The organism is Butyrivibrio sp. AE2015, assembly GCF_000420825.1.
Classification (GTDB): domain Bacteria; phylum Bacillota; class Clostridia; order Lachnospirales; family Lachnospiraceae; genus Butyrivibrio.
Map to the genome: position 1 here is coordinate 85438 of NZ_ATVR01000010.1, position 23199 is coordinate 108636.

At 37.0% G+C, this 23199-nt stretch carries 25 protein-coding genes; 20 read left to right on the forward strand and 5 right to left on the reverse strand.

Translation table 11 applies throughout. The features are described from left to right. Positions 1–6 precede the first annotated feature (6 nt). From G585_RS0107170 to G585_RS0107225, 12 genes are all read left to right on the forward strand, one after another. On the forward strand, positions 7–1881 hold the full coding sequence (locus G585_RS0107170; RefSeq protein WP_022773995.1) for a TIGR03960 family B12-binding radical SAM protein: 1875 nt from the start codon (positions 7–9) through the stop codon (positions 1879–1881). Beyond that, positions 1878–2606, forward strand: coding sequence for a TIGR03936 family radical SAM-associated protein (locus G585_RS0107175; protein ID WP_022773996.1), 729 nt, complete (start codon positions 1878–1880; stop codon positions 2604–2606). Before G585_RS0107170 ends, G585_RS0107175 begins: the two co-directional genes overlap by 4 nt. Continuing rightward, positions 2599–3792 carry a ribonuclease E/G gene (locus tag G585_RS0107180; protein ID WP_022773998.1) on the forward strand — a complete coding sequence of 398 codons (1194 nt, stop codon included), beginning with the start codon at positions 2599–2601 and terminating at the stop codon, positions 3790–3792. The genes G585_RS0107175 and G585_RS0107180 overlap by 8 nt, the downstream gene beginning before the upstream one ends. Before the next feature lie 85 nt (positions 3793–3877). Next, positions 3878–4186 carry a 50S ribosomal protein L21 gene (gene rplU, locus G585_RS0107185; protein ID WP_022773999.1) on the forward strand — a complete coding sequence of 103 codons (309 nt, stop codon included), beginning with the start codon at positions 3878–3880 and terminating at the stop codon, positions 4184–4186. A 20-nt stretch (positions 4187–4206) separates the two neighbouring features. Beyond that, positions 4207–4536 (forward strand): ribosomal-processing cysteine protease Prp, encoded by a 330-nt coding sequence (locus G585_RS0107190; protein ID WP_022774000.1) that lies wholly within the window; start codon positions 4207–4209, stop codon positions 4534–4536. A 3-nt stretch (positions 4537–4539) separates the two neighbouring features. Next, positions 4540–4827: a 50S ribosomal protein L27 gene (gene rpmA, locus G585_RS0107195; RefSeq protein ID WP_022774002.1), complete on the forward strand. Its 288-nt coding sequence runs from the start codon at positions 4540–4542 to the stop codon at positions 4825–4827. A 69-nt stretch (positions 4828–4896) separates the two neighbouring features. Further along, entirely contained in the window at positions 4897–6240 is a 1344-nt protein-coding gene (gene obgE, locus G585_RS17495; RefSeq protein ID WP_022774003.1) for a GTPase ObgE, read from the forward strand. Further along, positions 6237–6545, forward strand: coding sequence for a ribosome assembly RNA-binding protein YhbY (gene yhbY / locus G585_RS0107205; protein WP_022774004.1), 309 nt, complete (start codon positions 6237–6239; stop codon positions 6543–6545). The genes obgE and yhbY overlap by 4 nt, the downstream gene beginning before the upstream one ends. Before the next feature lie 27 nt (positions 6546–6572). Then, positions 6573–7181, forward strand: a complete 609-nt coding sequence (gene nadD / locus G585_RS0107210; protein WP_022774005.1) for a nicotinate-nucleotide adenylyltransferase — start codon at positions 6573–6575, stop codon at positions 7179–7181. Next, on the forward strand, positions 7178–7759 hold the full coding sequence (yqeK, locus tag G585_RS0107215) for a bis(5'-nucleosyl)-tetraphosphatase (symmetrical) YqeK (RefSeq protein ID WP_022774007.1): 582 nt from the start codon (positions 7178–7180) through the stop codon (positions 7757–7759). Before nadD ends, yqeK begins: the two co-directional genes overlap by 4 nt. Before the next feature lie 12 nt (positions 7760–7771). After that, positions 7772–8131, forward strand: a complete 360-nt coding sequence (gene rsfS / locus G585_RS0107220) for a ribosome silencing factor (RefSeq protein WP_022774008.1) — start codon at positions 7772–7774, stop codon at positions 8129–8131. A gap of 343 nt (positions 8132–8474) precedes the next feature. Further along, positions 8475–10517 (forward strand): methyl-accepting chemotaxis protein, encoded by a 2043-nt coding sequence (locus G585_RS0107225; protein ID WP_022774009.1) that lies wholly within the window; start codon positions 8475–8477, stop codon positions 10515–10517. Between the two features lie 172 nt (positions 10518–10689). Here the strand turns inward: G585_RS0107225 and lexA are convergent, their stop codons facing one another. Continuing rightward, positions 10690–11310 (reverse strand): transcriptional repressor LexA, encoded by a 621-nt coding sequence (gene lexA / locus G585_RS0107230; RefSeq protein WP_022774010.1) that lies wholly within the window; start codon positions 11308–11310, stop codon positions 10690–10692. Positions 11311–11507: 197 nt separating this feature from the next. Between lexA and G585_RS0107235 the strand changes: the two genes are divergently transcribed. From G585_RS0107235 to G585_RS17500, 3 genes are all read left to right on the forward strand, one after another. Continuing rightward, positions 11508–11927 carry a LysM peptidoglycan-binding domain-containing protein gene (locus G585_RS0107235; RefSeq protein ID WP_022774012.1) on the forward strand — a complete coding sequence of 140 codons (420 nt, stop codon included), beginning with the start codon at positions 11508–11510 and terminating at the stop codon, positions 11925–11927. Positions 11928–12039: 112 nt separating this feature from the next. Then, positions 12040–13566, forward strand: coding sequence for a DHH family phosphoesterase (locus tag G585_RS0107240; protein WP_022774013.1), 1527 nt, complete (start codon positions 12040–12042; stop codon positions 13564–13566). Between the two features lie 180 nt (positions 13567–13746). Beyond that, a complete protein-coding gene (locus G585_RS17500) occupies positions 13747–14868 on the forward strand; it encodes a D-alanyl-D-alanine carboxypeptidase family protein (protein WP_022774014.1) in 1122 nt (373 codons plus the stop codon). Positions 14869–14923: 55 nt separating this feature from the next. Here G585_RS17500 and G585_RS0107250 read toward each other — a convergent pair whose 3' ends face one another. After that, a complete protein-coding gene (locus tag G585_RS0107250; RefSeq protein WP_022774016.1) occupies positions 14924–15934 on the reverse strand; it encodes a tyrosine-type recombinase/integrase in 1011 nt (336 codons plus the stop codon). A gap of 230 nt (positions 15935–16164) precedes the next feature. On the opposite strand from G585_RS0107250, the gene G585_RS0107255 reads away from it, so the two are divergent. From G585_RS0107255 to G585_RS0107265, 3 genes are all read left to right on the forward strand, one after another. After that, positions 16165–17199, forward strand: coding sequence for a tyrosine-type recombinase/integrase (locus G585_RS0107255; protein WP_022774017.1), 1035 nt, complete (start codon positions 16165–16167; stop codon positions 17197–17199). Continuing rightward, entirely contained in the window at positions 17196–17351 is a 156-nt protein-coding gene (locus tag G585_RS19495) for a hypothetical protein (protein WP_022774018.1), read from the forward strand. The genes G585_RS0107255 and G585_RS19495 overlap by 4 nt, the downstream gene beginning before the upstream one ends. Positions 17352–17517: 166 nt before the next feature. Then, entirely contained in the window at positions 17518–18120 is a 603-nt protein-coding gene (locus G585_RS0107265) for a hypothetical protein (protein ID WP_022774019.1), read from the forward strand. Between the two features lie 202 nt (positions 18121–18322). On the opposite strand, the gene G585_RS17505 is transcribed toward G585_RS0107265, so the two are convergent. After that, the gene (locus G585_RS17505) at positions 18323–18571 is read right to left on the reverse strand and encodes a helix-turn-helix domain-containing protein (protein WP_022774021.1); all 249 of its coding nucleotides are present in this window, start codon (positions 18569–18571) and stop codon (positions 18323–18325) included. Between the two features lie 145 nt (positions 18572–18716). Between G585_RS17505 and G585_RS19350 the strand changes: the two genes are divergently transcribed. Together G585_RS19350 and G585_RS0107280 are read left to right on the forward strand one after the other, a co-directional pair. Beyond that, positions 18717–20027, forward strand: a complete 1311-nt coding sequence (locus tag G585_RS19350; RefSeq protein ID WP_155827764.1) for an IS30 family transposase — start codon at positions 18717–18719, stop codon at positions 20025–20027. Positions 20028–20397: 370 nt separating this feature from the next. Next, positions 20398–21420 carry a tyrosine-type recombinase/integrase gene (locus G585_RS0107280; protein WP_196802893.1) on the forward strand — a complete coding sequence of 341 codons (1023 nt, stop codon included), beginning with the start codon at positions 20398–20400 and terminating at the stop codon, positions 21418–21420. A gap of 127 nt (positions 21421–21547) precedes the next feature. Here G585_RS0107280 and G585_RS0107285 read toward each other — a convergent pair whose 3' ends face one another. After that, entirely contained in the window at positions 21548–22750 is a 1203-nt protein-coding gene (locus G585_RS0107285; protein ID WP_022774025.1) for an MFS transporter, read from the reverse strand. Between the two features lie 46 nt (positions 22751–22796). Next, the gene (gene crcB, locus G585_RS0107290; protein WP_026663840.1) at positions 22797–23165 is read right to left on the reverse strand and encodes a fluoride efflux transporter CrcB; all 369 of its coding nucleotides are present in this window, start codon (positions 23163–23165) and stop codon (positions 22797–22799) included. Between the last annotated feature and the right edge of the window lie 34 nt (positions 23166–23199).

Sequence of the window (23199 nt, forward strand, 5' to 3'; positions counted from 1 at the left end):
AAAAGTATGAACGAAAACTTAGCTCTAAGCGATGAGACTTTGCTTGATCTTGAGAAACCTGAGAGATACATAGGCAATGAGGTTAACAGCGTCTATAAAGACAAAAACGCTGTTGATATCAGATTTGCCATGTGTTTCCCTGATGTTTATGAGATTGGCATGTCTCATCTTGGAATTCAAATTCTTTACGGAATGTTTAATTCCTATGACGATGTATGGTGTGAGAGAGTCTATTCTCCATGGGTAGACGCTGACAAAGTCTTCAGGGAAAAGGACATTCCTCTTTTTGCGTTGGAATCACAGGATGAGATCAGAAAATTTGATTTCCTTGGATTTACCATTCAGTACGAAATGTGTTACACAAACATTTTGCAGATACTGGATCTTTCAAAGATCCCTCTCCTCGCAAAAGACAGAGACTGGGACTATCCTATAGTGATCGGTGGTGGCCCATGTACTTATAATCCGGAGCCTATAACGGATTTCTTTGATATGTTCTATATAGGTGAAGGTGAAACAAAATATAGAGAGATCTTTGATCTCTATAAAAAATCCAGAAAAGAGGGTGTATCACGTCAGGAATTTTTGAGAAGATGTTCTCATATTTCCGGCATTTATGTGCCTTCTCTTTATGATGTCAAATACAAGGAAGACGGAACTATTCTTTCAATGACACCTTGTTATGAAGACGTACCTGCACAGATAAATAAAGAGATGTGTCTTGATGTATCAAACCAGTTCTATCCTACAAAACCTGTTGTTCCATACATCAAGATAACCCAGGACAGGGTAGTTTTGGAGATCATGCGCGGATGCATAAGAGGCTGCAGATTCTGTCAGGCCGGTCAGCTCTATAAACCTCTTCGTGAAAAAGACGTTGATCACCTGAAAGAACTTGCTCTTGAAGCATTAAAAAACACCGGTTATGATGAAATATCCCTTAGTTCCTTAAGTTCAAGTGATTATTCAAAACTTCCTGAACTTATAGACTTTTTGATCAAAAACTGTAACGAGAAGAAAGTAAATATTTCACTTCCTTCCCTTAGAATTGATGCATTCTCTCTTGATGTCATGAGTAAAGTTCAGGATGTTAAAAAGAGCAGTCTTACATTTGCTCCTGAAGCCGGAACCCAGAGAATGCGTAATGTTATAAACAAGGGACTTACAGAGGAAGATATATTGAGAGGTTCTCACGAGGCATTCCTTGGTGGCTGGAATAAAGTTAAGCTTTATTTCATGCTGGGACTTCCTACAGAAACTGATGAAGATATCCTTGGAATCGGTGATATCTGCAATAAAGTCGCAGTGGAGTATTTTGAGACTGTTCCAAAAGAGAATAGAAATGGCAGAACAATTGATATTGTAGCAAGTACATCATTCTTTGTTCCAAAGCCATTCACTCCTTTCCAGTGGGCACCTATGAATACCAAGGAAGAGTTCCTTGATAAAGCAAATAAGACAAGAAAAGGTATTATGTCACAGCTTAACCAAAAACATATCAAGTACAACTGGCATGAAGCTGATGCAAGTATGATGGAAGGCGTACTTGCAAGAGGTGACAGAAGGCTTAATGAAGTAATCTTGAAAGCATATAAAAAAGGCTGTGTTTTCGATGCCTGGGGTGAATATTTTAAATTTGACACCTGGATGGAAGTCTTTGATGAGTGCAATATTGATCCATTTTTCTACACTACAAGAGAACGTGCTGAAGATGAGATTTTCCCTTGGGATATCTTAAACTGTGGAGTTTCAAAGGCATTTCTTTTACGTGAATGGAAGACTGCCCTTGAAAATAAGCCTTCATCTAACTGCAGACTTTCCTGCCTTGGCTGCGGAGCTGCATCTTACGGCGTAGGTGTTTGCACGGAGGGCAGAGCATGAATAAATTACGTGTAAAATTTACCAAACATGGTCCTATTAAATTTGTAGGACACCTGGATGTAATGAGATACTTCCAGAAAGCTATAAGGCGAGCTGAAATTGATATAAAGTATTCTGAGGGCTTTAGTCCTCATCAGCTGCTTTCTTTTGCTCAGCCCCTCAGTGTTGGTGTTACAAGCGACGGAGAGTATCTTGATATGACTGTTAACAGCATGATATCAGTAACAGATGTTATGGACAGATTAAATGCTGTTATGAATGAAGGAATCAAGATCATAGCTGTAGAAGAACTTGATGAGACTTCTGTTAAAGCCATGACTGATGTCTATGCAGCAAGATATATCGCTAAATTCAGAGAAACTTCAAAGCCTGATTTTGACTGGATTTCTGAATTTGAAAAATACCTTTCAAAAGATACGCTTCCTGCAACAAAAAAGACCAAAAGCGGTTTTAAAGAAATCGATATGAAACCGATGATATTTGATTATAAGATTGATACAGAAAAACAGGAAGTTATGCTTCTTTTAAGTATGAGCAGTGCTACTACATTGAAACCAGCTCTTTTATTTGAGGGATTTTTCAAAAGCCTTGATAGAGAGTTCTCAGTATCAATGCTTTCACTTCACAGAATCGATATCTACAAGCTTGTTGAAAAAGATAACGAGAAATACATTGAACCTTTTATCGTAACTGACAATTCAGAGAGGTTTTATCTAAATGGCTGAAATTGTTATTTCAAAGTACCTTGATACACCGCTTGTTACAGCATTTATTGATAATAAACTGGAGTTTTTGGAATTCATAAGGGCTAGAGAGCTTCATAATATTTATCTTGGAAGAGTTGATCATATTGTAAAAAATATAGATGCAGCTTTTGTCAGATATAAAGATGATGAAATTGGTTATCTGCCTTTAAAGAGCATCCTCCCTGTCTGCGTTATTAACAGAAAGCTTGGAGCTAAAGATTTCATAAAAGCAGGTGATGAAGTAATAGTTCAGGTTGAGGTTGAAAAGATAAAGACCAAAAAGCCAAAACTTACTACCTATTTATCTTTGTCGGGAAAGTACACTGTTCTAACACTTGGAAGAAAGGGCGTTGGAGCATCTTTAAAGCTCGATGACAAAATTAGAAAAACTCTTATCGATGATGTGAAGGAAGATTTCAACAGATTATCTTTTGACAGCTCTGCAGATTTTCAGAACACTTCTTTTGGAATTATTGTCAGAACAAATGCAGCTGATATTGATAGTGACAGGAATAAGGCTATATTAGATGATGCATCTGAATGTATAAAACTGATGTCTCGGATTCTTTCTTTGGGAACAAGCAGAACTGACGGTAGTCTTTTGTACTCAAAAGAACAGGCACTTTATGCTGAGAACGATGATATAACTCTTCCTTATATTGATAAAGCAAAAGCTTTTCTTAGAACTAAAGGCATCATAGATCCTGTTATTGTTACTGATACCGGGATACACGGAATAAATTCAAAGATCCAGGATCTTAGAAGCAACAGAGTATGGCTCAAAAGTGGTGCTTACCTCATAATCGAGCAGCTTGAGAGCTTTAATGCCATTGATGTTAATACCGGAAAAGCTATTTCAGGTAAAAAAGATATATCCAAAAAGGTTAATATCGAAGCTGCACAGGAAGTAATGAGGCAGATAAGACTGCGAAACCTTACAGGCATGATCCTCATTGATTTCATCAATATGAAAGATGATGAGGATTATAATGAACTTATAGAGCTTGTGAAAAAGCTTGCACGCCAGGATTATATACATACTGAGTTTATCGATGTTACAGGTCTTGGTATTATGGAATTAACAAGAAATAAAAACGATAAATCATTAAAAGAAATATTGATTGATGTTGAAAAAGCTGTTGACATTAGTAAACATCAATGTTAATATACTATGGTATGCCGCATAACTAGGCAGAAGTGGGTTTATCCCCGCCAAAGTTAGCGAGTTTTTTTGAAGAAGGAGGTAACTTATGTACGCAATTATTGTAACTGGTGGAAAGCAGTACAAAGTTTCCGAGGGCGATGAAATCAGAGTAGAGAAGCTTGATGTAGAGCCTGGAAAAGAAGTAACATTTGATAATGTTATTGCAGTAAACGATGACAAGACTCTTAAGGTTGCTGGCGATGTTAGCGGAGCTAAGGTTAGCGCTACAGTTGTTGAGCAGGGCCGTGGTAAGAAGGTTGTTGTTTACAAGTACAAGAGAAAGACTGGATACCATAAGAAAAATGGTCACAGACAGCCATTCACACTTGTTAAGATTGAAAAAATCTCTATGTAATTATTAACAATTGGAATAATATGACTACTATTACAATTACCAAGACGTCCAGCGATAAATACAGATCTATCGAATGCAATGGTCATGCGGGTTTTGCTGATTATGGCAACGATATTGTTTGCGCTGCAGTTTCAGTTTTGACAATCAATCTTATCAATTCCATTGATAATTTCACTGAGGATGAGATAAGCGTTGTTCAGGATGAAGACAAAGGACTTATAAAGCTTAGTTTTAAGGATGAACCAAGTAATGATTCAGATTTATTATTAAGATCTTTTGAACTTGGTGTAGACAGCATATTCCAACAGTATGGAAAGAAATTTCTGAACATTAAATTTAGGAGGGAATAAGTCATGATGAATATGAACCTTCAATTTTTTGCTCACAAGAAGGGTGTTGGATCTACTAAGAACGGTAGAGACTCAGAGTCAAAAAGACTTGGAGCAAAAAGAGCTGACGGACAATTCGTAAAGGCCGGTAATATTTTATACAGACAGCGTGGAACACACATTCATCCTGGTGTAAATGTAGGAATCGGTAGCGATGATACATTATACGCACTTGTTGATGGTGTTCTTAGATTTGAGCGCAAGGGCAGAGATAAAAAGCAGGCTAGCGTTCATCCTGTAGAGAATAAGTAATTTGCTTAAACGGGCTTCAAACACATTTATGTTTGGAGCCTTCTTTTTACCTATTAAGGAGTTAAATTAATGCCAGTATTTGTAGATAAAGCAAAAATCTTTATACAGAGTGGTAAGGGCGGTGACGGACATATCTCTTTCAGAAGAGAAAAATATGTACCAAATGGTGGCCCGGATGGCGGTGACGGTGGCAAAGGCGGAGACGTTATCTTTGTCATAGATGAAGGAATAAACACTCTTGCCGATTTCCATTATGGTGGAAAGTATAAGGCAGAGAATGGTCAGGATGGAAATAAGAGACGATGCCATGGTAAAAATGGTCAGGATCTTTATATAAAGGTTCCGGAAGGAACAGTAATAAAAGAGGCAGCTTCAGGAAAAGTTATCGCTGATATGAGCCACGAAAACAGAGAGGTTGTTGTTCTTAAGGGCGGAAAAGGCGGCAATGGAAACATGCATTATGCTACTTCAACAATGCAGGCGCCTAAATATGCTCAGCCAGGACAACCGGCTCTTTCACTTGAAGTACTTTTAGAGCTTAAGGTAATTGCAGACGTTGGACTTGTGGGCTTCCCAAATGTTGGTAAGTCAACCTTCTTATCCAAGGTATCTAATGCTAAGCCCAAGATTGCAAATTATCATTTCACAACCCTTTCACCAATGCTCGGTGTTGTTGATCTTAATGATGCAAAAGGCTTTGTAGTTGCCGATATCCCGGGACTTATTGAAGGCGCTTCAGAGGGTGCCGGTCTTGGACATGAGTTCCTCCGTCATATTGAGAGAACCAGAATGATGATCCACGTTGTGGATGCGGCATCAACTGAGGGCAGAGACCCTATTGAAGATATAGAAGCTATAAATGAAGAGCTTAAAAACTACAACGCTGATATAACAAGCAAGCCACAGGTTATTGCAGCCAACAAGATAGATATGCTTCCTGAGGGAGAGCAGGCAGAGATAATTACCAAGATCCGCGAAAAATACGAGCCTCTTGGTGTTAAAGTATTTGCTACTTCAACCCTAACTGGAAAAGGTATTCAGGAACTGTTATACTATGTAAGTAGGACCCTTTCTGAGCTTCCTGAAAAATCTGTTGTCTTTGAGCAGGAATTCTTCCCTGAAACAATGATAAGAGATGCCGAGGATGCATTTACAGTTTCCTATGATAAGGATACTGCTGAATATGTTATTGAAGGACCTAAGATTGAAAAGATGCTTGGTTATACAAACCTTGAGTCTGAAAAAGGCTTTGCTTTCTTCCAGAAGTTCCTTGCAGATAATGGAATTCTTGATGAACTTGAGAAACTCCACATCGGTGAAGGCGACACTGTAAGAATGTATGGTTATAGTTTTGAATATTATAGAAACGCAGATACTAAACCGGTATCTGAAGATGAGGATGAAGAAGAATGACATTAACAAGTAAACAAAGAGCTTATTTAAAGAGCCTTGCAGCAGATCTCGATCCTGTTTTTCAAATTGGAAAAGCGACTGTTACTCCTGAAATAACAGATGCAATTGCTGAAACCTTTAATACTCATGAGCTTATAAAGGTTACTGTACTTAAAAATTGTACAGAAGAAGTTAGTAATGTTGCTATCATGATATCAGAGAGAACAAGATCTGAACTTGTTCAGGTTATTGGTAGAAAGTTCGTATTATACAAGCCTTTTAAAGACAATCCAAAGATCGTACTTCCTAAAAACAAGAAAGCTTAATATTTCTAAACTTGTCGGAGGTTATTTATGGAAAGCAGAAAAATCGGAATACTTGGTGGTACTTTTGATCCCATTCACAATGCACACTTGCTTTTAGGCGAGTCAGCAAGAGAGCAATTTGGGCTGGACAGAGTTATCTTTATTCCAAATAATCTTGCTCATTTGCCAAACAGAACCGAAGTCGCAAGCGGTGAGAATCGCTATCAGATGGTAAAAATGGCAATAAAGGATAACCCCTATTTTACCTGTTCAAGAATAGAAATCGATAAAGACGGTGGTACTTATACCTACAACACCATACAGGAATTAAAGCTTATGTACCCGGGAGATGAGCTATTTCTCATCCTTGGTGGTGATTCTGTTATCGGAATTGATAACTGGTATATGGCCAAAGAACTCCTTCAGTCATGTACAATACTTGCTGCTGTCAGAGAAGATGATGATCTGGCTGCTTTGGATAAAAAGCGTAAAGAGCTTGGAGAGCAGTTTAACGCAGACATAAGACTTCTTAAATTTAACAGAATAGATATTTCAGCAACGGAAGTAAGAAACAGAGTTAGAACCGGCAGATCCATAAGGTACATGGTTCCTGATGAAGTTATTGAATTCTTATGTATAAAAGGATTATACAAATGAAGACTATTGAGATAACTCAGAAATTGCGAAAAGAGCTTTCTAAGGAATTAAAACCGGATAGATTTGATCACACTCTTGGTGTTGCATATACAGCAGCCAATATGGCGTTTATTCATGGTGCGGATGTCGATAAAGCCCTTATTGCTGGAATGCTCCATGACTGTGCAAAGTGCATGTCTCATGAAGATCAGATCAAAATATGTGAGAAAAATAAGATAGATATAACAGAAGTTGAGAGAAAAAATCATTCTCTTTTGCATGCAAAGGTAGGTATGTATCTTGCCAGAACAAAATATGATGTCTATGATACAGAAATCCTAAATGCAATAAGATGGCATACTACCGGCAGAGAAGATATGTCACTACTTGAAAAGATAATTTATATTGCCGATTTTATAGAGCCAAACAGAAAGCCTTTAGAGGATATGGATATCATAAGAAAAGAAGCATTTACCGATTTAGACAGATGTCTTGCGCATATTCTCCATAATTCTGTTATATATCTAAAAACTATAGGCAAAGAATGTGACGATGCTACTTTAAATGCATATCACTACTATCAAAAATATTACAAATAATCAGAGGTATTTATGGCAGATATTGAAATTTCAAAAAACATGGCAAAAATGGCTGTTGAAGCCCTCGAAGACAGAAAAGGAGAGGACGTTCACGTAATAGATATAAGTGAGATCTCAACTCTTGCAGACTACTTCGTTATTGCCAGCGGTACAAACATCAACCAGGTACAGGCACTTGCAGACAATGTACAGGAAGTACTTGGCAGAGCCGGTTTTGATACCAAGAACGTAGAAGGCTACGAGTCAGGAAAGTGGATCCTTCTTGATTTCGGTGACATAATCGTTCACGTATTCGACAGTGAGAATCGTCTTTTCTACGACCTCGAGCGCATCTGGCGCGATGGTAAACTCATCGATTCTTCCACTCTCTAAAATATACTTTTTTGCGAGTGGCATAAAATCCATAAGTGCCCATAACTTCGTATAGATCTCGGAGTATTCGCAAAGACACAGTAAATATAAAATTATGCGCCTTGTTTTCTTTCATGCTTATTCAGAACAGAAAACAGGGCTTTTATTTTATCTTAACTGTCTCTATTACTCATACTAAATCGCTCTATCCAAAGTTATGGGCACTTTTGGATTTTTTACGCAAGTTTAACAAAAGTTTAATTATGAATAAATTTATTATTTATATATATACATGTAAAATATATTTGTATATGAATCTACGTACAATAATGTTTATTAATACATTTATAAATGGAGGGTAAAAATGGGAACAGCTACAACTATTGGAAATAATGGAAAAAACAATTCGAGTGTAAAAAAAAGTATTGGAAAAACATTATTGATGTCTTTACTGCCTGTGATTATCATTGGAGTAGTTGCAATTATTCTTATTCTATCATTCAATGCTAAAGCTACAATTGAAGATGTATCTCTTATGGATCTTCAGGCTGAAACACAGACTAATGCTTACAATATAGGAACCGGCTTCAGAATGCTGTTGGCAAAATTTGGTCAATATTGTGATACCATGGAACAGGTTCCTTTTGAAGATAAGGAAGCAATTCTAAAATATATTGAGCCCTCTACAAATTACACAATCATTAACAATACAGGAATTTACATTGGTTTTGAGGATGATACTTATATTTTTGCCAATCATACCATACAGGCTCCTGACTGGAAGCCTACACAAAGAGATTGGTATAAACTTGCACAAGGACATGAGACATTTATTGAATCTGACCCTTATGTTGATTCATCTACCGGGCAGCTTTGTGTCTCTTTTGTAAGACAGAACAGTTTTTATAATGGAATGGAAGGAGTTTGTGCTGTTGACGTTTTCCTTGGTGATATTCAGAATGAAGCATCAAAATATACTCCCATGAAAACAGGTAATTCTATGATACTTGCCGGGGATTACATTATCAGCTATGTTAATCAGGATTTAAATGGTAAAAAAATATCTGAATCAGGAAATGCTTTTCTATCTAGCGTTAAAGCATATATTGATTCCGGTAGTACTGCGGTTACAAAAATAAAAAATCCGTTAAGCGGAATTGAATATTATGTTTGCTACTATAATATTCAGGGTACAAGTTGGAATATGGTTTCTTCTGTTCCTGTAAATGATGTTTTGGCATCATCCAACAGATTTATGATTATTGCAATGATTGCAATGATTGCATTGATTTTCATAATCACAGTTATTATTTTGATTACAATAAGCAGAGTTATTACTAAGCCTGTTAATAGTCTTTCTAATAGTATACTTAAAATTTCATCAGGGGATTTTACTACGCAGATGCCTCAAGATAAAGGTGATGAAATTGGTCTTATCAGCAAAGAAATGGAAAATTATGTTCAAGTAATGAATGATACAATTTCTAATATACAGGAGAGAGCGGAACAACTACAATTTGACTCAAACTCTTCAAAGGATGCTTCAAGTAAGATGACTGAAGGAGCTAATGAGCAGTCTAGATCGATGGAACAAATCCAGACAACAATGGATGATATTTCAAATGCAGTAGGAGAACTTGCTAATAATGCAACTATGCTTGCACAGTCAGTTGCAGAATTAACCGATAATGGAAATAAGACAAATGAGATAATGCTAAGTCTTGTAGATCAGGCTGAAGTTGGACAGAATGATATGAGCAATGTTCAGAAGAATATGGAAGTAATAACATCTTCCATGAGTGATATGAATGATGTGGTTTCTACAGTAGGAGATTCTGCAGATAAGATTACTGAAATAGTAGGGATGATTGATTCTATTTCTGAACAGACAAACCTTCTGTCACTTAATGCAAGTATTGAAGCTGCAAGAGCCGGAGAAGCCGGAAAAGGCTTTGCTGTTGTTGCTGATGAAATCGGTAAACTTGCTCAAAACAGCCAGGAAGCTGCTAAAGAAATCAGCAATATTATCGCAGAGATCACAAATCTTATTAAAGATCTTGCCGAGAAATCTCAGGCAAATATGGAGGCTATTACCAATAGTAGCGGAGCAGTTTCAAAAGCTGGAGATAGCTTTAGTAAGATCAATCAAGAGCTCAATAGTACAGCAGACACAATGCGCAACATGATTGGAATGATGGCAAATGTAAATGACATAGCATCAAGTGTTGCTGCTATATCTGAGCAACAGTCAGCTAGTTCTGAAGAAATAACAGCTACTGTAGCCAATTTGGCAGTAAGTGCTCAGGAGATTGCTGATGAATCAAAGGGTGTTGAGAATGTTGCAAATTCTGTATCTGATTCAGCTATATCCATAAATGAGCAGCTAAGCAGATTTACCATACGATAAGAAATGCAAAATTAATCGTGTTTTAATAATAATTTCACTGATAAAATGTTACTATTAATTTACCTCTATACAGGATGTTTTTCTGTATATCATAAGAACAGAGCCGGAACATTCCCTTTATTGTTCCGGCTCTGATATTTGTGATAATCGTCAAAAAAAATATAATGTATGGTTATTTGTAGAAGCGCATTATTCCGAAGACTTTGCCGAGGATAGTGCAGTCATCTACTATGATGGGATCCATTGTGTCGTTTTCAGGCTGAAGACGAATGTGTCCATTCTCTTTGTAGAAGGTCTTGACTGTTGCAGAATCATCGATGAGAGCAACAACCTGATCACCGTTTTTAGCTGTATTGCAAACCTGAACAAATACCTGGTCACCATTAAAAATGCCGGCATTGATCATTGAATCACCCTTAACATTTAAAATAAAAGCATCTGATCCCTTAGGACACATACTTGCAGGAATAGGGATGTATGAATCAATATTCTCCTCTGCAAGAATAGGAGCACCTGCAGCTACCTGACCTATAACGGGAATGCTGACAATCTCAGTTCTGACCATGTTAAAACCATCATCGCAGATCTCAATTGCACGAGGCTTTGTAGGATCCCTTCTGATATATCCATTTTTTTCAAGTGTTTCCAAATGAGAGTGAACAGAAGAAGTAGACTTAAGATTAACTGCTGCGCAGATATCTCTTACTGAAGGTGGAAAGCCTCTTGAAAGAGTTTGCTCTTTAATATAATCCAGTATTTCCTGCTGTTTCTTTGAAATATTCCCTTTAACCATGTGGACCTCCCAAATTTTTTCTAGATTTAGTATAACAAACTTAATATACAAAAGCAAATGTTTGTTCGGAAAATTTGTTCGATTTTTGTTGACAAACAAATGTTTGGTTGCTACTATGTATTTAGAACAGTTGTTCGCAACAAATGTTCGCAGTGAGAATGGTTAGTAGTGTTTGGGTTATGTATGTGAGGTGTAAAATGAGTGAAGCAATGATGGCTGCAGCAAGTCTCTATAATGATTCAAGATTTTTTAGTCCAAGTGAAGTACGAATCAGAGAAAATAAAAAGCGCAGAGCAAAGATTGTTCGGAGACAGTATATTACCCTTATAACAGTAATTTCTGCAATGATATTTGCATTTTTCTTCTTTACTTTTTCATTATTATCAGATGCTCAGTCAGATACTTTTGTACCTGAGTACAAGTATTATAAGACTATAACAGTTCATACCGGGGATACTATCAGTGATATTGCTGTTAGATATTTTGACTCAGATAAATATAAAAATCTTGATCAATATATCAGTGAAATAGAAGATATCAACGGTCTTGGTGATACGTCTCTGGTGATGGCAGGAGAACAGCTTATTATTCCATACTATTCAACAGAATATAAATGATTGCGATATTAAAAAATAAAATAAACGATATCAAATGATATTTATATCGCAATTACAAATTTCTTTTTACATAAACACCCCAATAGTGTAATATATATTCATTGGGGGTGTTATGAAATTATCCAGTTTACTTTGTTATAATTCAATAGTTATTCAGTGCCATGACAATCCTGATGCAGATGCTATCTGTTCAGGATATGTTCTTTATAGATACTTTTCAGATAAAGGTAAAAAAGTAAGATTTATTTATTCAGGAAATTTTGAAATTTCTAAGAGTAATCTTGTATATCTGATAGAAAGACTCCATATTCCAATTGAATATGTTACAAAGCTCAGCTCAAAGCCTGAGCTTCTTCTTATGACTGATTGCCAATATGGAGAGGGCAACGTTCATAAATTTTCAGCTCAAAATGTTGCAGTTATCGATCATCATCAGGTAGCAACTACGCTTCCAAAACTTAATGAAGTAAGAAGTAATCTTGGCAGTTGTTGCACTGCTATATGGTATCTTCTTAAGCTTGAGGAAGAGGAAGATTTTTTTGATAAAAAGATAAGCACAGCCCTATATTATGGTCTGTACTCAGATACCAACGCATTTTCTGAAATATCTCATCCTTTGGATCGAGACATGATAGAGAGTCTGGACTATGACAAGAGCCTTATTTTAAAGCTCAAAAACATGAATCTTACGCTTCGTGAAGCAAAGGTTGCTGGAGTTGCAATGCTTGGCATTGAATATCATGAAAATGGTAAATATGCCATATTAAAGAGTGATCCTTGTGACCCTAATATCTTAGGTCTGATAGGAGACTTCATTATTGCAATAGATTCCGTCGATGTTTGCATTGTATATAGTATCTTATCATTTGGTGTTAAGTTCTCTATAAGGAGCTGTTCCAAGGAAACAAGAGCAGATGAGCTTGCTTCTTTCCTTGCAAATAAAATAGGTTCCGGTGGTGGCCATGTTGAAAAAGCCGGCGGTCTATTAAAAAATGAACTAATAAAAAAGCAGTATCCCGAGTATGTTGAAATAGAAGATATGGCAGCCAGGTATTCTATTTCCAATATAATCAAAGAACGCCTTAATACATATTTTGATGATTGTGATATCATCTATGCAAAAAAGGCATCCATTGATCAAAAGAGTATGAAAAAGTACAGTTCATCAAATCTTGTAGTTGGCGTGATCGATCCTAAAGATTTTGTTGCACCTGGTTCTATGGCTATCATCAGAACACTTTCAGGTGACAAAAATATTGAGATCAAAAATAAAACGATGCTTGTTATTACTGAAAATGGTGATGTTGTCCCGATCACAAATGACAATTATCTTAGCAGCTACACAAAAACAAGAAAAAAATTCAAGCTAAATACGGATTATAATCCAACAATAAAGATTGCTGACACCGGAAAAACGTATGTTTTGATGGATTATGTAAAACCATTTATATCAACAGGTAAAATGAATATAAGGGCAAAAAAACTCACGAAAATGACAAAATTATTCACTTGCTGGGATAATGATAAATATATGCTCGGTCAAAAGGGTGATTATATCGCAATAAGTCAGGATGATGAGCACAATATCTTTATTGTTGATAAGAACCAGTTTAAGAAGATATATACTTCTGTGAAATAAAATATCTTTATGTCGCCTATAAAGCTCCGATATTTCAGACAGTAGAAATATCGGGGTGTTTTTTTGTTATTTTTTTACATTGAAGTAGCAAAGTAAATAATGTTAATATTTAAAAGCTACTATTTTGAATAATTAATTCAAAGAATTAGCAGTCAAACCAATCTGTTTTTGGGAGTTAAAATGGGGAATTACAGAAAAGCACATTACCGAACCAGAGATGGCCAAAGAATGAGCGCTTCTCAATATAAAAAAAGAAGAAAACTTGAAATATATTTTCATATTGCGTCTTTAGTTTTAATACTTGGACTTATAACTTCTGGCATTTGTTTTCTTGCATATAGGCTCAAGCATAAACCTGTTGAAAATACTGAAGTAGCGCAGGATGCAGCCACTACAGAGCTGACAATTGTAGACACAGTCGTTGAAGATGTAGAAATAGAAGAAGAAAATCCATATTTGAAAGCCTCAGAAGATGCTGATTCTTTTTTTGACGGATATATTGTTGATATTGATTCAGACACAGCTTATATATCAAGTGAGGAAGTTCAAAGTTCTTATGGTGTTTTGGTAAATCTTGATACAGGAAAAGCCGTTGCATCAAAGGATGGAAATGTCAGGATTAATCCGGCTTCAATGACTAAGATATTGACTCTTTTAGTTGCTGCCGAACATATAGATTCACTTGACGGTACATATACAATGACCCAGGAAATAGGCAACTATGTCTTTAGTAAGGATTGTAGTGCTGTAGGGCTAAAAGTCGGCGATGTACAGACTGTAAAAGACATGATGTATGGAACCATACTTCCATCAGGCGCAGATGCAGCTATGATGCTTGCAGAATATGTCGCAGGATCTCAGGAAGCTTTTGTTGAGCTGATGAATGAGAAATTAGAAGAACTTGGTTTATCAGATACAGCTCATTTCACCAATTGTATTGGAGTCTACGATGAAGACCATTACTGTACACTTACAGATATGGCAATGATCCTCAAAGCTGCTGAAGAAAATGACCTATGTCATGAAGTATTAAATGCCAGAACCTATACTACATCGCCAACTTCCGAACATCCGGAGGGAATCACTATTTCTAACTGGTTCATGAGAAGGATAGAAGATAAGGACATTCATGGTGAGATTATGGGTGCAAAAACAGGTTTTGTTAATCAGTCCGGCTGTTGCGGTGCAAGCTACATGATTTCTAATGATGGCACTCACTATATCTGCGTGACTGCTGATGCATGGAGTTCATGGAGATGCATTTATGATCAGGTAGATATCTATCAAACATATACAAGTTAAAAGAAAAGCTTTGTCTTAGCATTATTATCTAAGACAAAGCTTTTATAATTTGTAATCATCTAAGCCCCTGAAGAAGTGACCTTGAATCCTTCATTGCTGTATCAGAGGCTTTAGCGTAAATATTTGTTGTCTGAATACTCTTATGATTCATTTTTTTCTTAAGAAGCAAAATATTGTTATCGCTTGCAGCATAAAAACTCATTGCAAAACTTGATCTTAATTTATGTGGTGAGATTATCCTTGCCTTTTCAGGAAGGCACACAGATACATATTTTTTTACCAGGATCTCTACTGCACGTACTCCAAGGCGATTGCCGGAAGTAGTAGTAAAGGCTGGAAATTTAAGGCTATTTAAACCGAATTTTGCTTTCTGTGATGAAAAATATATTTCAAGATAGTCCCTACATTCATCAGAAAAATATACAATTTGAGTATCGCCGCCTTTTCTGGTAACAATAACGCTGCAATCCTCGAGATTGTAATCAATAATATCAGTATCAAGCATCTCAGAAACTCGAAGCCCTGTGTCAAGAAGCAAAATAAACATCGCTGAATCCCTATCAGCGTAAATATAATGGACCTTTGCAACAGAATCATGAAGCTTGGTTCCATGTCGAACAGTATCAAGCAAAATCCTCTGTTCATCATTTGTTAAATAAATAACATCCTTTTCAGGAATTTTAATTGTCTTTGTAGCAGCAATCGGATTACGTGATACCTTGCCTGTAGCCACAAAAAAGCCATACATGCTCGAAAGAGATGCACGTTTTCTTTTGACGGTAGATTCCTTATGATTGCCGGATAAAGTCGTCAAAAAACGATTTATATCAAGGATTTCAATATTGGCAATGTCATTTATGGTCAGATCCTTGATTTCCTTGTCACAATATGCAGGAAGAAAATTGACAATATATTCAAGATAAACCTTTATGTCACGACAATATTCAAGCTTTGTAGCATAGTTTTCAACGCGTCCGAAGTTGTAAATAAAGTCACTTACAAAATCAGGCATTTCACTTAACAGTTCATTGATCTTATCCGAATAATTGATCTTATTAGCTGGCATATAATAACCCCCGAACAAATACCGATATGAAAATATCTGATATATACTATTATATCACAGGGGCATCTTTTCGTAAAACTAGAATTTTGCGAATTTGTATATTCCTTCAACCTTCTTTTTAGAATGTAAATTGAAGATTTTATCGAGACTTTTACTATTTTTTTAAGCCAAAAAGGTCTCGTTAACTTCTTCAGTATTCGTGATATGGGTCTATATTCTATAATTTATCTATGGATAAATTATCTAAGGATCAAATCCAACTTAAAAAAGCAAACGGAATAATTGATGACCAGATGCCAGAATTTGCAAGAAGGTTCTTCGCTGATAAGAAACATTCATTGAAGGCAAGTTCCTACTATGCATATGCTTTGGAACTCAAGGAATTCTTTGATTATCTAGGATCTTCTTTTAACAAAGAAAATATGAAGATCTCAGATCTGGATAAAATAACACCAGAAGTAATTGAAGATTTCGTTGAATACTTAAGATGTGCAACTGTAAATGGTAAACCAAAGGTATCTTCAAACATGACTCTGAAAAGGAAGTTATGTGCACTGTCTTCTTTCTTTGACTACTACTTCCAAAAAGGGTTTATTGGTTACAACCCTTTGCTGAAGGTAAACAGGCCTGCTGTTTCGCAGATTCCGTCACCAGGTTCAGATATGAATGATAATTTGAAGCTCCTGGACTTTGTATCCCAAGGGAATCTTCCCAGTGAAGAAATGATCAAATATCAGAATAAACTCAGGAGTAGAGATACTGCTATCTTATCTCTCATCATGGGTGCAGGTGTCAAAACATCAGAATGTGTTGAATTAAACATACAGGATTTAGACCTTGAACATAACTGCATTACTATAAGATCAAGGCGTGAACCTAGCCGAATTAGCATTTCCTCTTATATAGCGGATGTCCTAAGTAAATATTTGGTTGAAAGACTGGAGATAATTACATTCTATGGCCATGATGATGCTCTTTTCCTCTCACTTCAGAAGAAAAGGCTTGGCGTAAGATCGATCGAGTTGCTATTAAAGAAGTACTCTTCTATCTTATTTGGAGACGATCATTCGATAAAGGCAACCGACATGAGGAATGCATTCAGAACGAACGTATTCACAACAAGCAGAAATCTCTTTATTACATCAGAAATGACAGGCAATACTGCTACTACTTTACTGCGTACATATACTCCATTTCTTGAATGCTTTGAGGCGGAAAAAGGGAAAGACTTTGACCCTAGTAATTTGCAAGGAGGTCCAAAATGAAATTCAACAAAAACGTACCGAACGAATACCAGGAACGAGAATTTGAATGTGAAACAGATAAGAGAACTGATGAAATGCCGGAACATGATATCGAGGGCTTCTACATTCCGGATGAGTTAATGAAAAAAATTGAATCGGAAGTACCTTTTTAGAGAAAAGAGGCTGTTGCCTTTACATCATGAAGCTTTTGACATAGATGACTACTCTAATATTTTTATGATAAATGCCGATAATATAGATAGCAATGGTTTGCGTATCTTTTCAATGGAATGAAATCCAGTGAAATGATGCGCTTTTTTATTGAAAGGGATAAATCATATGAATGTTTCATTTAATCCTAGCATTAACTATGGAACTATGTATCACCCTAACTTCAACAAAAGCATAAGCAAAAAGGAAACTCCTGCCAGTCTTCCACAAACCAGCTATTATAAGGACCCTATCCCAAGTGTATTCCACAGTAAGGAAGATTGTGGCGTAGGAGAGACATATCTTAACTGCGCTCTTTCTGGAAGCGAGGGTGATCCTAATAATTTGCCCTGCAATTTTTATAAGCCGGCTGATTATAATGAAGAAGATCCAGTATATATAGCAAGGCTCTATCCCTGGGATGGTTCGGAATCTATAGTAAAAGAGATTCATCTTAAGGACGTAGATTTAACACATGCCAATGAGATTGAGACTTTTGCTTATGGAATATATCTAAAAGACAAAGGTGAGATCACAAATCTGGATGATATTTTAACTGCGTATCACCACGCGCATGATAATGCTTCCGATGGTACCAAATCTAACCTTGATAAAGTGGATGTTATAAGTGCTATACGAGATTTTATGGAAGCAGGCCTTAATCAAGGTTATTATAATCAGTATGTAGACTTTTTAGCACTGTTAAATGCTATCGAAAGAAACAGCCATTAGAGTATATGTAATTATTTAAAATCAAATATAACGCTCCATTTACATTCAAAGCCGTAATCCAAGACTTGTAGTGGGATTGCGGCTTTGAATGATTTATCAAGAATAAACTGTGAGGTAAATGCATTTCCTTGATTAAATAATATAAGTTTGTGAATTCCATTTAAACTTGAAATGCAGGGCGTTTTCATGGAGAGTCACTTTTTCATTCATTATCTATAAACACGTCCACTTGCATCTTGCTCTCTTCAAGAAGCCACAAGAGCCTTGAAGATGGCCCATTTGGCTCGTTTGCGCCACTCTCCCAAGCCTGTACAGTTTTTATGGAAACTCCCAACCATTTAGCTAAAAATCCCTGCGAAACACCATGCCTGTTGCGTATTTCTTTTATATCTTTAGCAGAATAATGCCTTACAGGTATAACTGCATCATATGCGTCATAAGTATTCTTCATGGTCTCTCCATTCACGTGTCTCATCAATGTATCGCTCAACAATCCCATTATAATTTCCAGCTATATATTTGTACATACTATTCAATAGTATAGATTTTAATTACAATGTTCTATGGGGGTGACAATGCTCAGGAAGGGAGGAAAAATGTCTGCGATTAGACCTAAAATTGATCTTGGGGATAGAGAACATATCGAAATCGGGCTTTACCGTAAGCAGCCTATTAAGCGTATAGCTGCAATACTCAAACGCCATACCAGCTCTATTACTAACGAGATACTAAAGTACCGTATATTTGTTAAAGGTAGTTATGTTGCCGGCAATGACTGCAAATATGCCCGTGGCTGCACCAAAAGACATATCTGTGGAGATAAGGCATGTCCATTCCGTTGTTTTGAATGTATAAGAGACTGCCATCAGTACTGCAATGATTATCAATGCAGCAAATGTAAAAAATACGAGAAGCCACCGTATGTCTGTAACGGATGTGATAACAGAAGGTACTGCACCGATGACAGATATTTCTATGATGGAAATGTTGCCGAAAAAAAGTCGAGAGAAATCCGAGCTTCATCAAGACAGGGAATACATCTGACAGATGAAGAACTGAAAACTGTTAACGAAGTAGTTTGTTCCGGTATCAAAAAAGGTCAGCCGCTGTCGCATATCATGGCAACGCATGAAAAAGAAATACCTGTTACTGAAAGAACAATATATACATACATCGGCAACAGCGTCCTCGATATCAGAAATATAGACATGAGGCGTAGAGCCAGCTACAAACGCAGAAGAAAGAAAAAAGGTGAAAGCAGCGTGCTAACGCAAAAGTTTCGACAAGGTCGTTCGTATCAGGATTTTCTAGAGTTAATGAAAACAGTGCCCGAGTATAAAGTCTTTGAAATGGATACAGTCAAGGGCAAGCAGGGCTTGGGTAAAGTGATGCTCACAATGCTATTTCGGAAAAACTCCGTGATGCTTATATTTATAATGCCCGACTGTAAGGCAGAATCAGTAAAGGAACGCTTTGATTATCTGGAACAGGGCCTTGGACAGGAATGCTTTAAAAGACTCTTCCAGATAGGATTAACAGACAATGGAAGTGAATTTAAACGGGTAGATGACCTTGAGAATTCATGCCTGACAGAAGGCAATATCAGGACTTCCTTGTATTATTGTGATCCTATGCAATCCGGTCAGAAAGGTCGTCTAGAGAAAAACCATGAGTTTATCAGATATGTCATACCAAAAGGTACTTCTCTCAACCCGTACACTCAGGATGACATGACACTGCTTATGAATCATATCAACAGCACAAAAAGGCCTGGGCTTGAGAACAAGTCGCCATATGATCTCATCTCAGAAGATGATGGGGATATGCACAGGCTTATGAAACTGCTGGACCTTAAACCGATTCCGGCAGACGAAGTAAATCTTACAAAGAATCTTTTAAGAAAGTAAATCATTTAATCTGTTGCTCTATTTGAGCTGTTACCCCCGGCGAAATTCATAAATCGTAATATAAATGGGTCTCGATAACTATTTCAAACTTATCGTGAGTCGTCTGGTTAAGTTGCGCACTTAAAAAATGGATTTCTTTAAGATGCCTATTTTACGGCGTTTTTTGACATTAAAAATGACCTGTTTTGGATATTTTACAGGTCATTTCGTAATACAGAGCCTAAAAGGTCTCGTTGACTATTTCATTCAAGCCTTCTTTTTAGAACCTAAAATGTTATATTTAACGCAACTTTGAGCTTTTCCAAAGGCTAAAATAGTTGCGTTAACCTCTTCACTGTTCGTGATGTTAGTTGCGTTCTATAATTTATCTATGGATAAATTATCTAAAGATCAACTCCAATTAAACAAAGCAAACAGAATGATTGATGAGCACATGCCAGAATTTGCCAGAAGGTTCTTTAATGATAAAAAGCAAACCTTTAAGGCTAGTTCATACTACGCATATGCTTTAGAGCTAAAGGAATTCTTTGATTATCTGGGGACTACTTCATATGACATTGATAAGATGAAAATCTCTGACATGGGTAAAATAACTCCAGAAGTAATTGAAGAATATGTTGAATACTTAAGATCTGCTAGTGTAAAGGGAAAACCTAAGGTACCATCTGATCAGACTCTTAAAAGAAAGCTCTGTGTACTATCATCGTTCTTTGACTACTACTTTCAAGAAGGTTTTATTGCTTTTAATCCTCTCTTAAAAGTAAACAGACCTATTGTGTCACCACATCCTCCTGCAGGCTCAAATATGCAGGATAACATTAAACTCTTGGAATATGTTTCAGATGGTGATCTTCCATTCAAGAATATGATCAGGTATCAAAACAAGCTTAGAGCCCGCGATACTGCTATCCTTGCTTTAATCATCGGTGCTGGCATAAAGTCCTCTGAATGCGTGGAGTTAAACATATCTGATGTGAATATGGAACATAATTACCTTGTTATAAGATCAAGAAGGGAACCTAATCAAGTATACTTTTCTCCCTATATAGCTGAAGTTCTGGGCGTATATCTAACTAAAAGGCTGGAACTGATAACTGTCTATGGCCATGATGATGCCCTATTCCTCTCTCTTCAAATTAAGCGACTTGGAATAAGGTCTATTGAAAAGATGCTAAAAAAGTATTCTTCATTGCTATTTGGTGATGAAAATAACATCCGAGCCAGGGACATGAGAAACGCTTTCAAAAAGAATACCTTTACCCAGGCAAAGAATATTTTCATAACATCGGAAATAACCGGAACTGCAACTTCTACCCTGCTGCGTTCCTACTCGCCATATCTTGATTATTATGAATCTGAAAAAGGAAAAGATTTTGATCCAAATAAACTGTAATTCTAGTTCAAAAATGGCCTCTATACCAATTTGATAGGTATAGAGGTCATACTTATTTCTGTTTTGTATAAGATTGAATCGTGCGGATATATTCCGGTATAATGCTCATTCCAGCAAACTGGAATTGTTAGCACTCTGTCTTATTGCACCGGAGGCATAAAGAATAAAATGCAATCGCTAGAAACTGTGATACCACAGACACAGTGACAAGATACACAGGATTCAAATCATACAGGGCACCGAGAAGCCAACTGCCCAGAAACCACGCAATACCAAATCCTGTCTCAAATATTCCGAAACCGGTGCTTCGCATGGAACGCGGGACGATTCCGCTGACAGCTGCTTTCATAATACTTTCCTGCGCACCCATTCCAATCCCCCACAGAATTATCCCAGCTCCAATCAACCAGGCATTTCCAGTCATAAAAACAAAATATGAGAAGAATGTGCTGCATAGTGTGGAAATGATCAGAGCCTTCAGCCCGACCTTATCATAAAGCCAGCCAAAGAATAGTGCAGCAAAGGCATCCACAGCCATTGCCCCAGCATATAGCAGGCTGAGCATGGATTCATTAAATGCTCCGGTATTAGCCGAATGAAGTGTGATCAGGGTGAAGTCTGCAAAGCCAAAAGCAAAAAAGCAGATGGCCGCCATGAACAGAACAAATGACTTCCTGAATTCAAAGCTTGCCGGTTTATCTTCCTGCTTTTCAAAGATCTCCGGATCAGGGTATCTTATCTTTGCTGTCAAAACAAGAGCTATGGTGATCATTGCAGGAACAAGCAGTATCGCAAAAGAGATTCTATATGTTGTAAAAAGGTCGTCTGTACCTTTTACAAGAGCTGTTACAAAAAGCAGTACCGGTCCGAGAAACGCGCCAAGCTGATCCAGAAACTCCTGATAGGCAAAGCCTTTTCCGGTTCCGATCTCGCTAGCCGCAAAGCTTACCAATGTGTTTTTAGCAGGCTTTTTTATCGCTTTTCCGATACGCTCCAGGATCACAAGACCGCAGGCCCAAATCCAGCCATGTTCAGGTACGAGTGCCAGTGCAGGAATCGCCAGAGCCTGTATTACATAGCCTGTGATAACAAATGTCCAGTATTTCTTCGTTTTATCTGCTATAAATCCGGATATGAGCCTTAGTGAATACCCGCACAATTCTCCTATACCGGACACAAATCCGATGGTTGCAGCGGATGCCCCTGCGAGGTTCAGATATTCGCCCAATATGCTTCTGGCGCCTTCATGAGTCATGTCCGAAAACAGACTTACGATTCCCATCAAGGTTATAAATATTATGGCGCCAGACAAAGCCCTTTTTTTATCCATGTTCTACTCCACTAATCCCGATTTGCCTATTTCATTATCCTAAAATTCAAAGTTTTATTATCGTCGCAAGTTTCTTTCCGCATAGAATTCCAAATATGCAGCAACAACAACTCAGTACCACATATAATCCGCCATTCATATATTGTTTCTTCTCAAACAAATTAAAAGCTTCAAGGGAAAATGTAGAGAATGTGGTAAACCCTCCACACACCCCTGTCTTCCAGAAAAGAATGGTATTATCAGATACACTTTCTCGGTTACTGGTAATTCCAACAACGAATCCAATTAGTATGGCACCGAGGATATTTGTAATCAGAGTTAATATCGGAAAATAAGTCTTAACAGGAATCAGACTTATTGCATATCGCGCTACTGCACCCAAGGCACCACCAAGTGCTACAATTAGAAAATTCATATCAACCTCTCTATTGTCATATATACTGAAATTT

Excerpts from the sequence above, each read along its gene's own strand:
- G585_RS0107235 (WP_022774012.1), top strand. The coding sequence starts at position 11,508 with ATGAGTGAAGCAATGATGGCTGCAGCAAGTCTCTATAATGATTCAAGA.
- G585_RS19350 (WP_155827764.1), top strand. The coding sequence starts at position 18,717 with ATGTCTGCGATTAGACCTAAAATTGATCTTGGGGATAGAGAACATATC.
- lexA (WP_022774010.1), bottom strand. The coding sequence starts at position 11,310 with ATGGTTAAAGGGAATATTTCAAAGAAACAGCAGGAAATACTGGATTAT.
- G585_RS0107190 (WP_022774000.1), top strand. The coding sequence starts at position 4,207 with ATGACTACTATTACAATTACCAAGACGTCCAGCGATAAATACAGATCT.
- G585_RS0107255 (WP_022774017.1), top strand. The coding sequence starts at position 16,165 with ATGGATAAATTATCTAAGGATCAAATCCAACTTAAAAAAGCAAACGGA.
- G585_RS19495 (WP_022774018.1), top strand. The coding sequence starts at position 17,196 with ATGAAATTCAACAAAAACGTACCGAACGAATACCAGGAACGAGAATTT.
- G585_RS0107180 (WP_022773998.1), top strand. The coding sequence starts at position 2,599 with ATGGCTGAAATTGTTATTTCAAAGTACCTTGATACACCGCTTGTTACA.
- G585_RS0107265 (WP_022774019.1), top strand. The coding sequence starts at position 17,518 with ATGAATGTTTCATTTAATCCTAGCATTAACTATGGAACTATGTATCAC.
- rplU (WP_022773999.1), top strand. The coding sequence starts at position 3,878 with ATGTACGCAATTATTGTAACTGGTGGAAAGCAGTACAAAGTTTCCGAG.
- G585_RS0107240 (WP_022774013.1), top strand. The coding sequence starts at position 12,040 with ATGAAATTATCCAGTTTACTTTGTTATAATTCAATAGTTATTCAGTGC.
- G585_RS17500 (WP_022774014.1), top strand. The coding sequence starts at position 13,747 with ATGGGGAATTACAGAAAAGCACATTACCGAACCAGAGATGGCCAAAGA.
- rsfS (WP_022774008.1), top strand. The coding sequence starts at position 7,772 with ATGGCAGATATTGAAATTTCAAAAAACATGGCAAAAATGGCTGTTGAA.
- G585_RS17505 (WP_022774021.1), bottom strand. The coding sequence starts at position 18,571 with ATGAAGAATACTTATGACGCATATGATGCAGTTATACCTGTAAGGCAT.
- yhbY (WP_022774004.1), top strand. The coding sequence starts at position 6,237 with ATGACATTAACAAGTAAACAAAGAGCTTATTTAAAGAGCCTTGCAGCA.
- G585_RS0107250 (WP_022774016.1), bottom strand. The coding sequence starts at position 15,934 with ATGCCAGCTAATAAGATCAATTATTCGGATAAGATCAATGAACTGTTA.
- yqeK (WP_022774007.1), top strand. The coding sequence starts at position 7,178 with ATGAAGACTATTGAGATAACTCAGAAATTGCGAAAAGAGCTTTCTAAG.
- G585_RS0107225 (WP_022774009.1), top strand. The coding sequence starts at position 8,475 with ATGGGAACAGCTACAACTATTGGAAATAATGGAAAAAACAATTCGAGT.
- obgE (WP_022774003.1), top strand. The coding sequence starts at position 4,897 with ATGCCAGTATTTGTAGATAAAGCAAAAATCTTTATACAGAGTGGTAAG.
- crcB (WP_026663840.1), bottom strand. The coding sequence starts at position 23,165 with ATGAATTTTCTAATTGTAGCACTTGGTGGTGCCTTGGGTGCAGTAGCG.
- nadD (WP_022774005.1), top strand. The coding sequence starts at position 6,573 with ATGGAAAGCAGAAAAATCGGAATACTTGGTGGTACTTTTGATCCCATT.
- G585_RS0107280 (WP_196802893.1), top strand. The coding sequence starts at position 20,398 with ATGGATAAATTATCTAAAGATCAACTCCAATTAAACAAAGCAAACAGA.
- G585_RS0107170 (WP_022773995.1), top strand. The coding sequence starts at position 7 with ATGAACGAAAACTTAGCTCTAAGCGATGAGACTTTGCTTGATCTTGAG.
- G585_RS0107175 (WP_022773996.1), top strand. The coding sequence starts at position 1,878 with ATGAATAAATTACGTGTAAAATTTACCAAACATGGTCCTATTAAATTT.
- rpmA (WP_022774002.1), top strand. The coding sequence starts at position 4,540 with ATGATGAATATGAACCTTCAATTTTTTGCTCACAAGAAGGGTGTTGGA.
- G585_RS0107285 (WP_022774025.1), bottom strand. The coding sequence starts at position 22,750 with ATGGATAAAAAAAGGGCTTTGTCTGGCGCCATAATATTTATAACCTTG.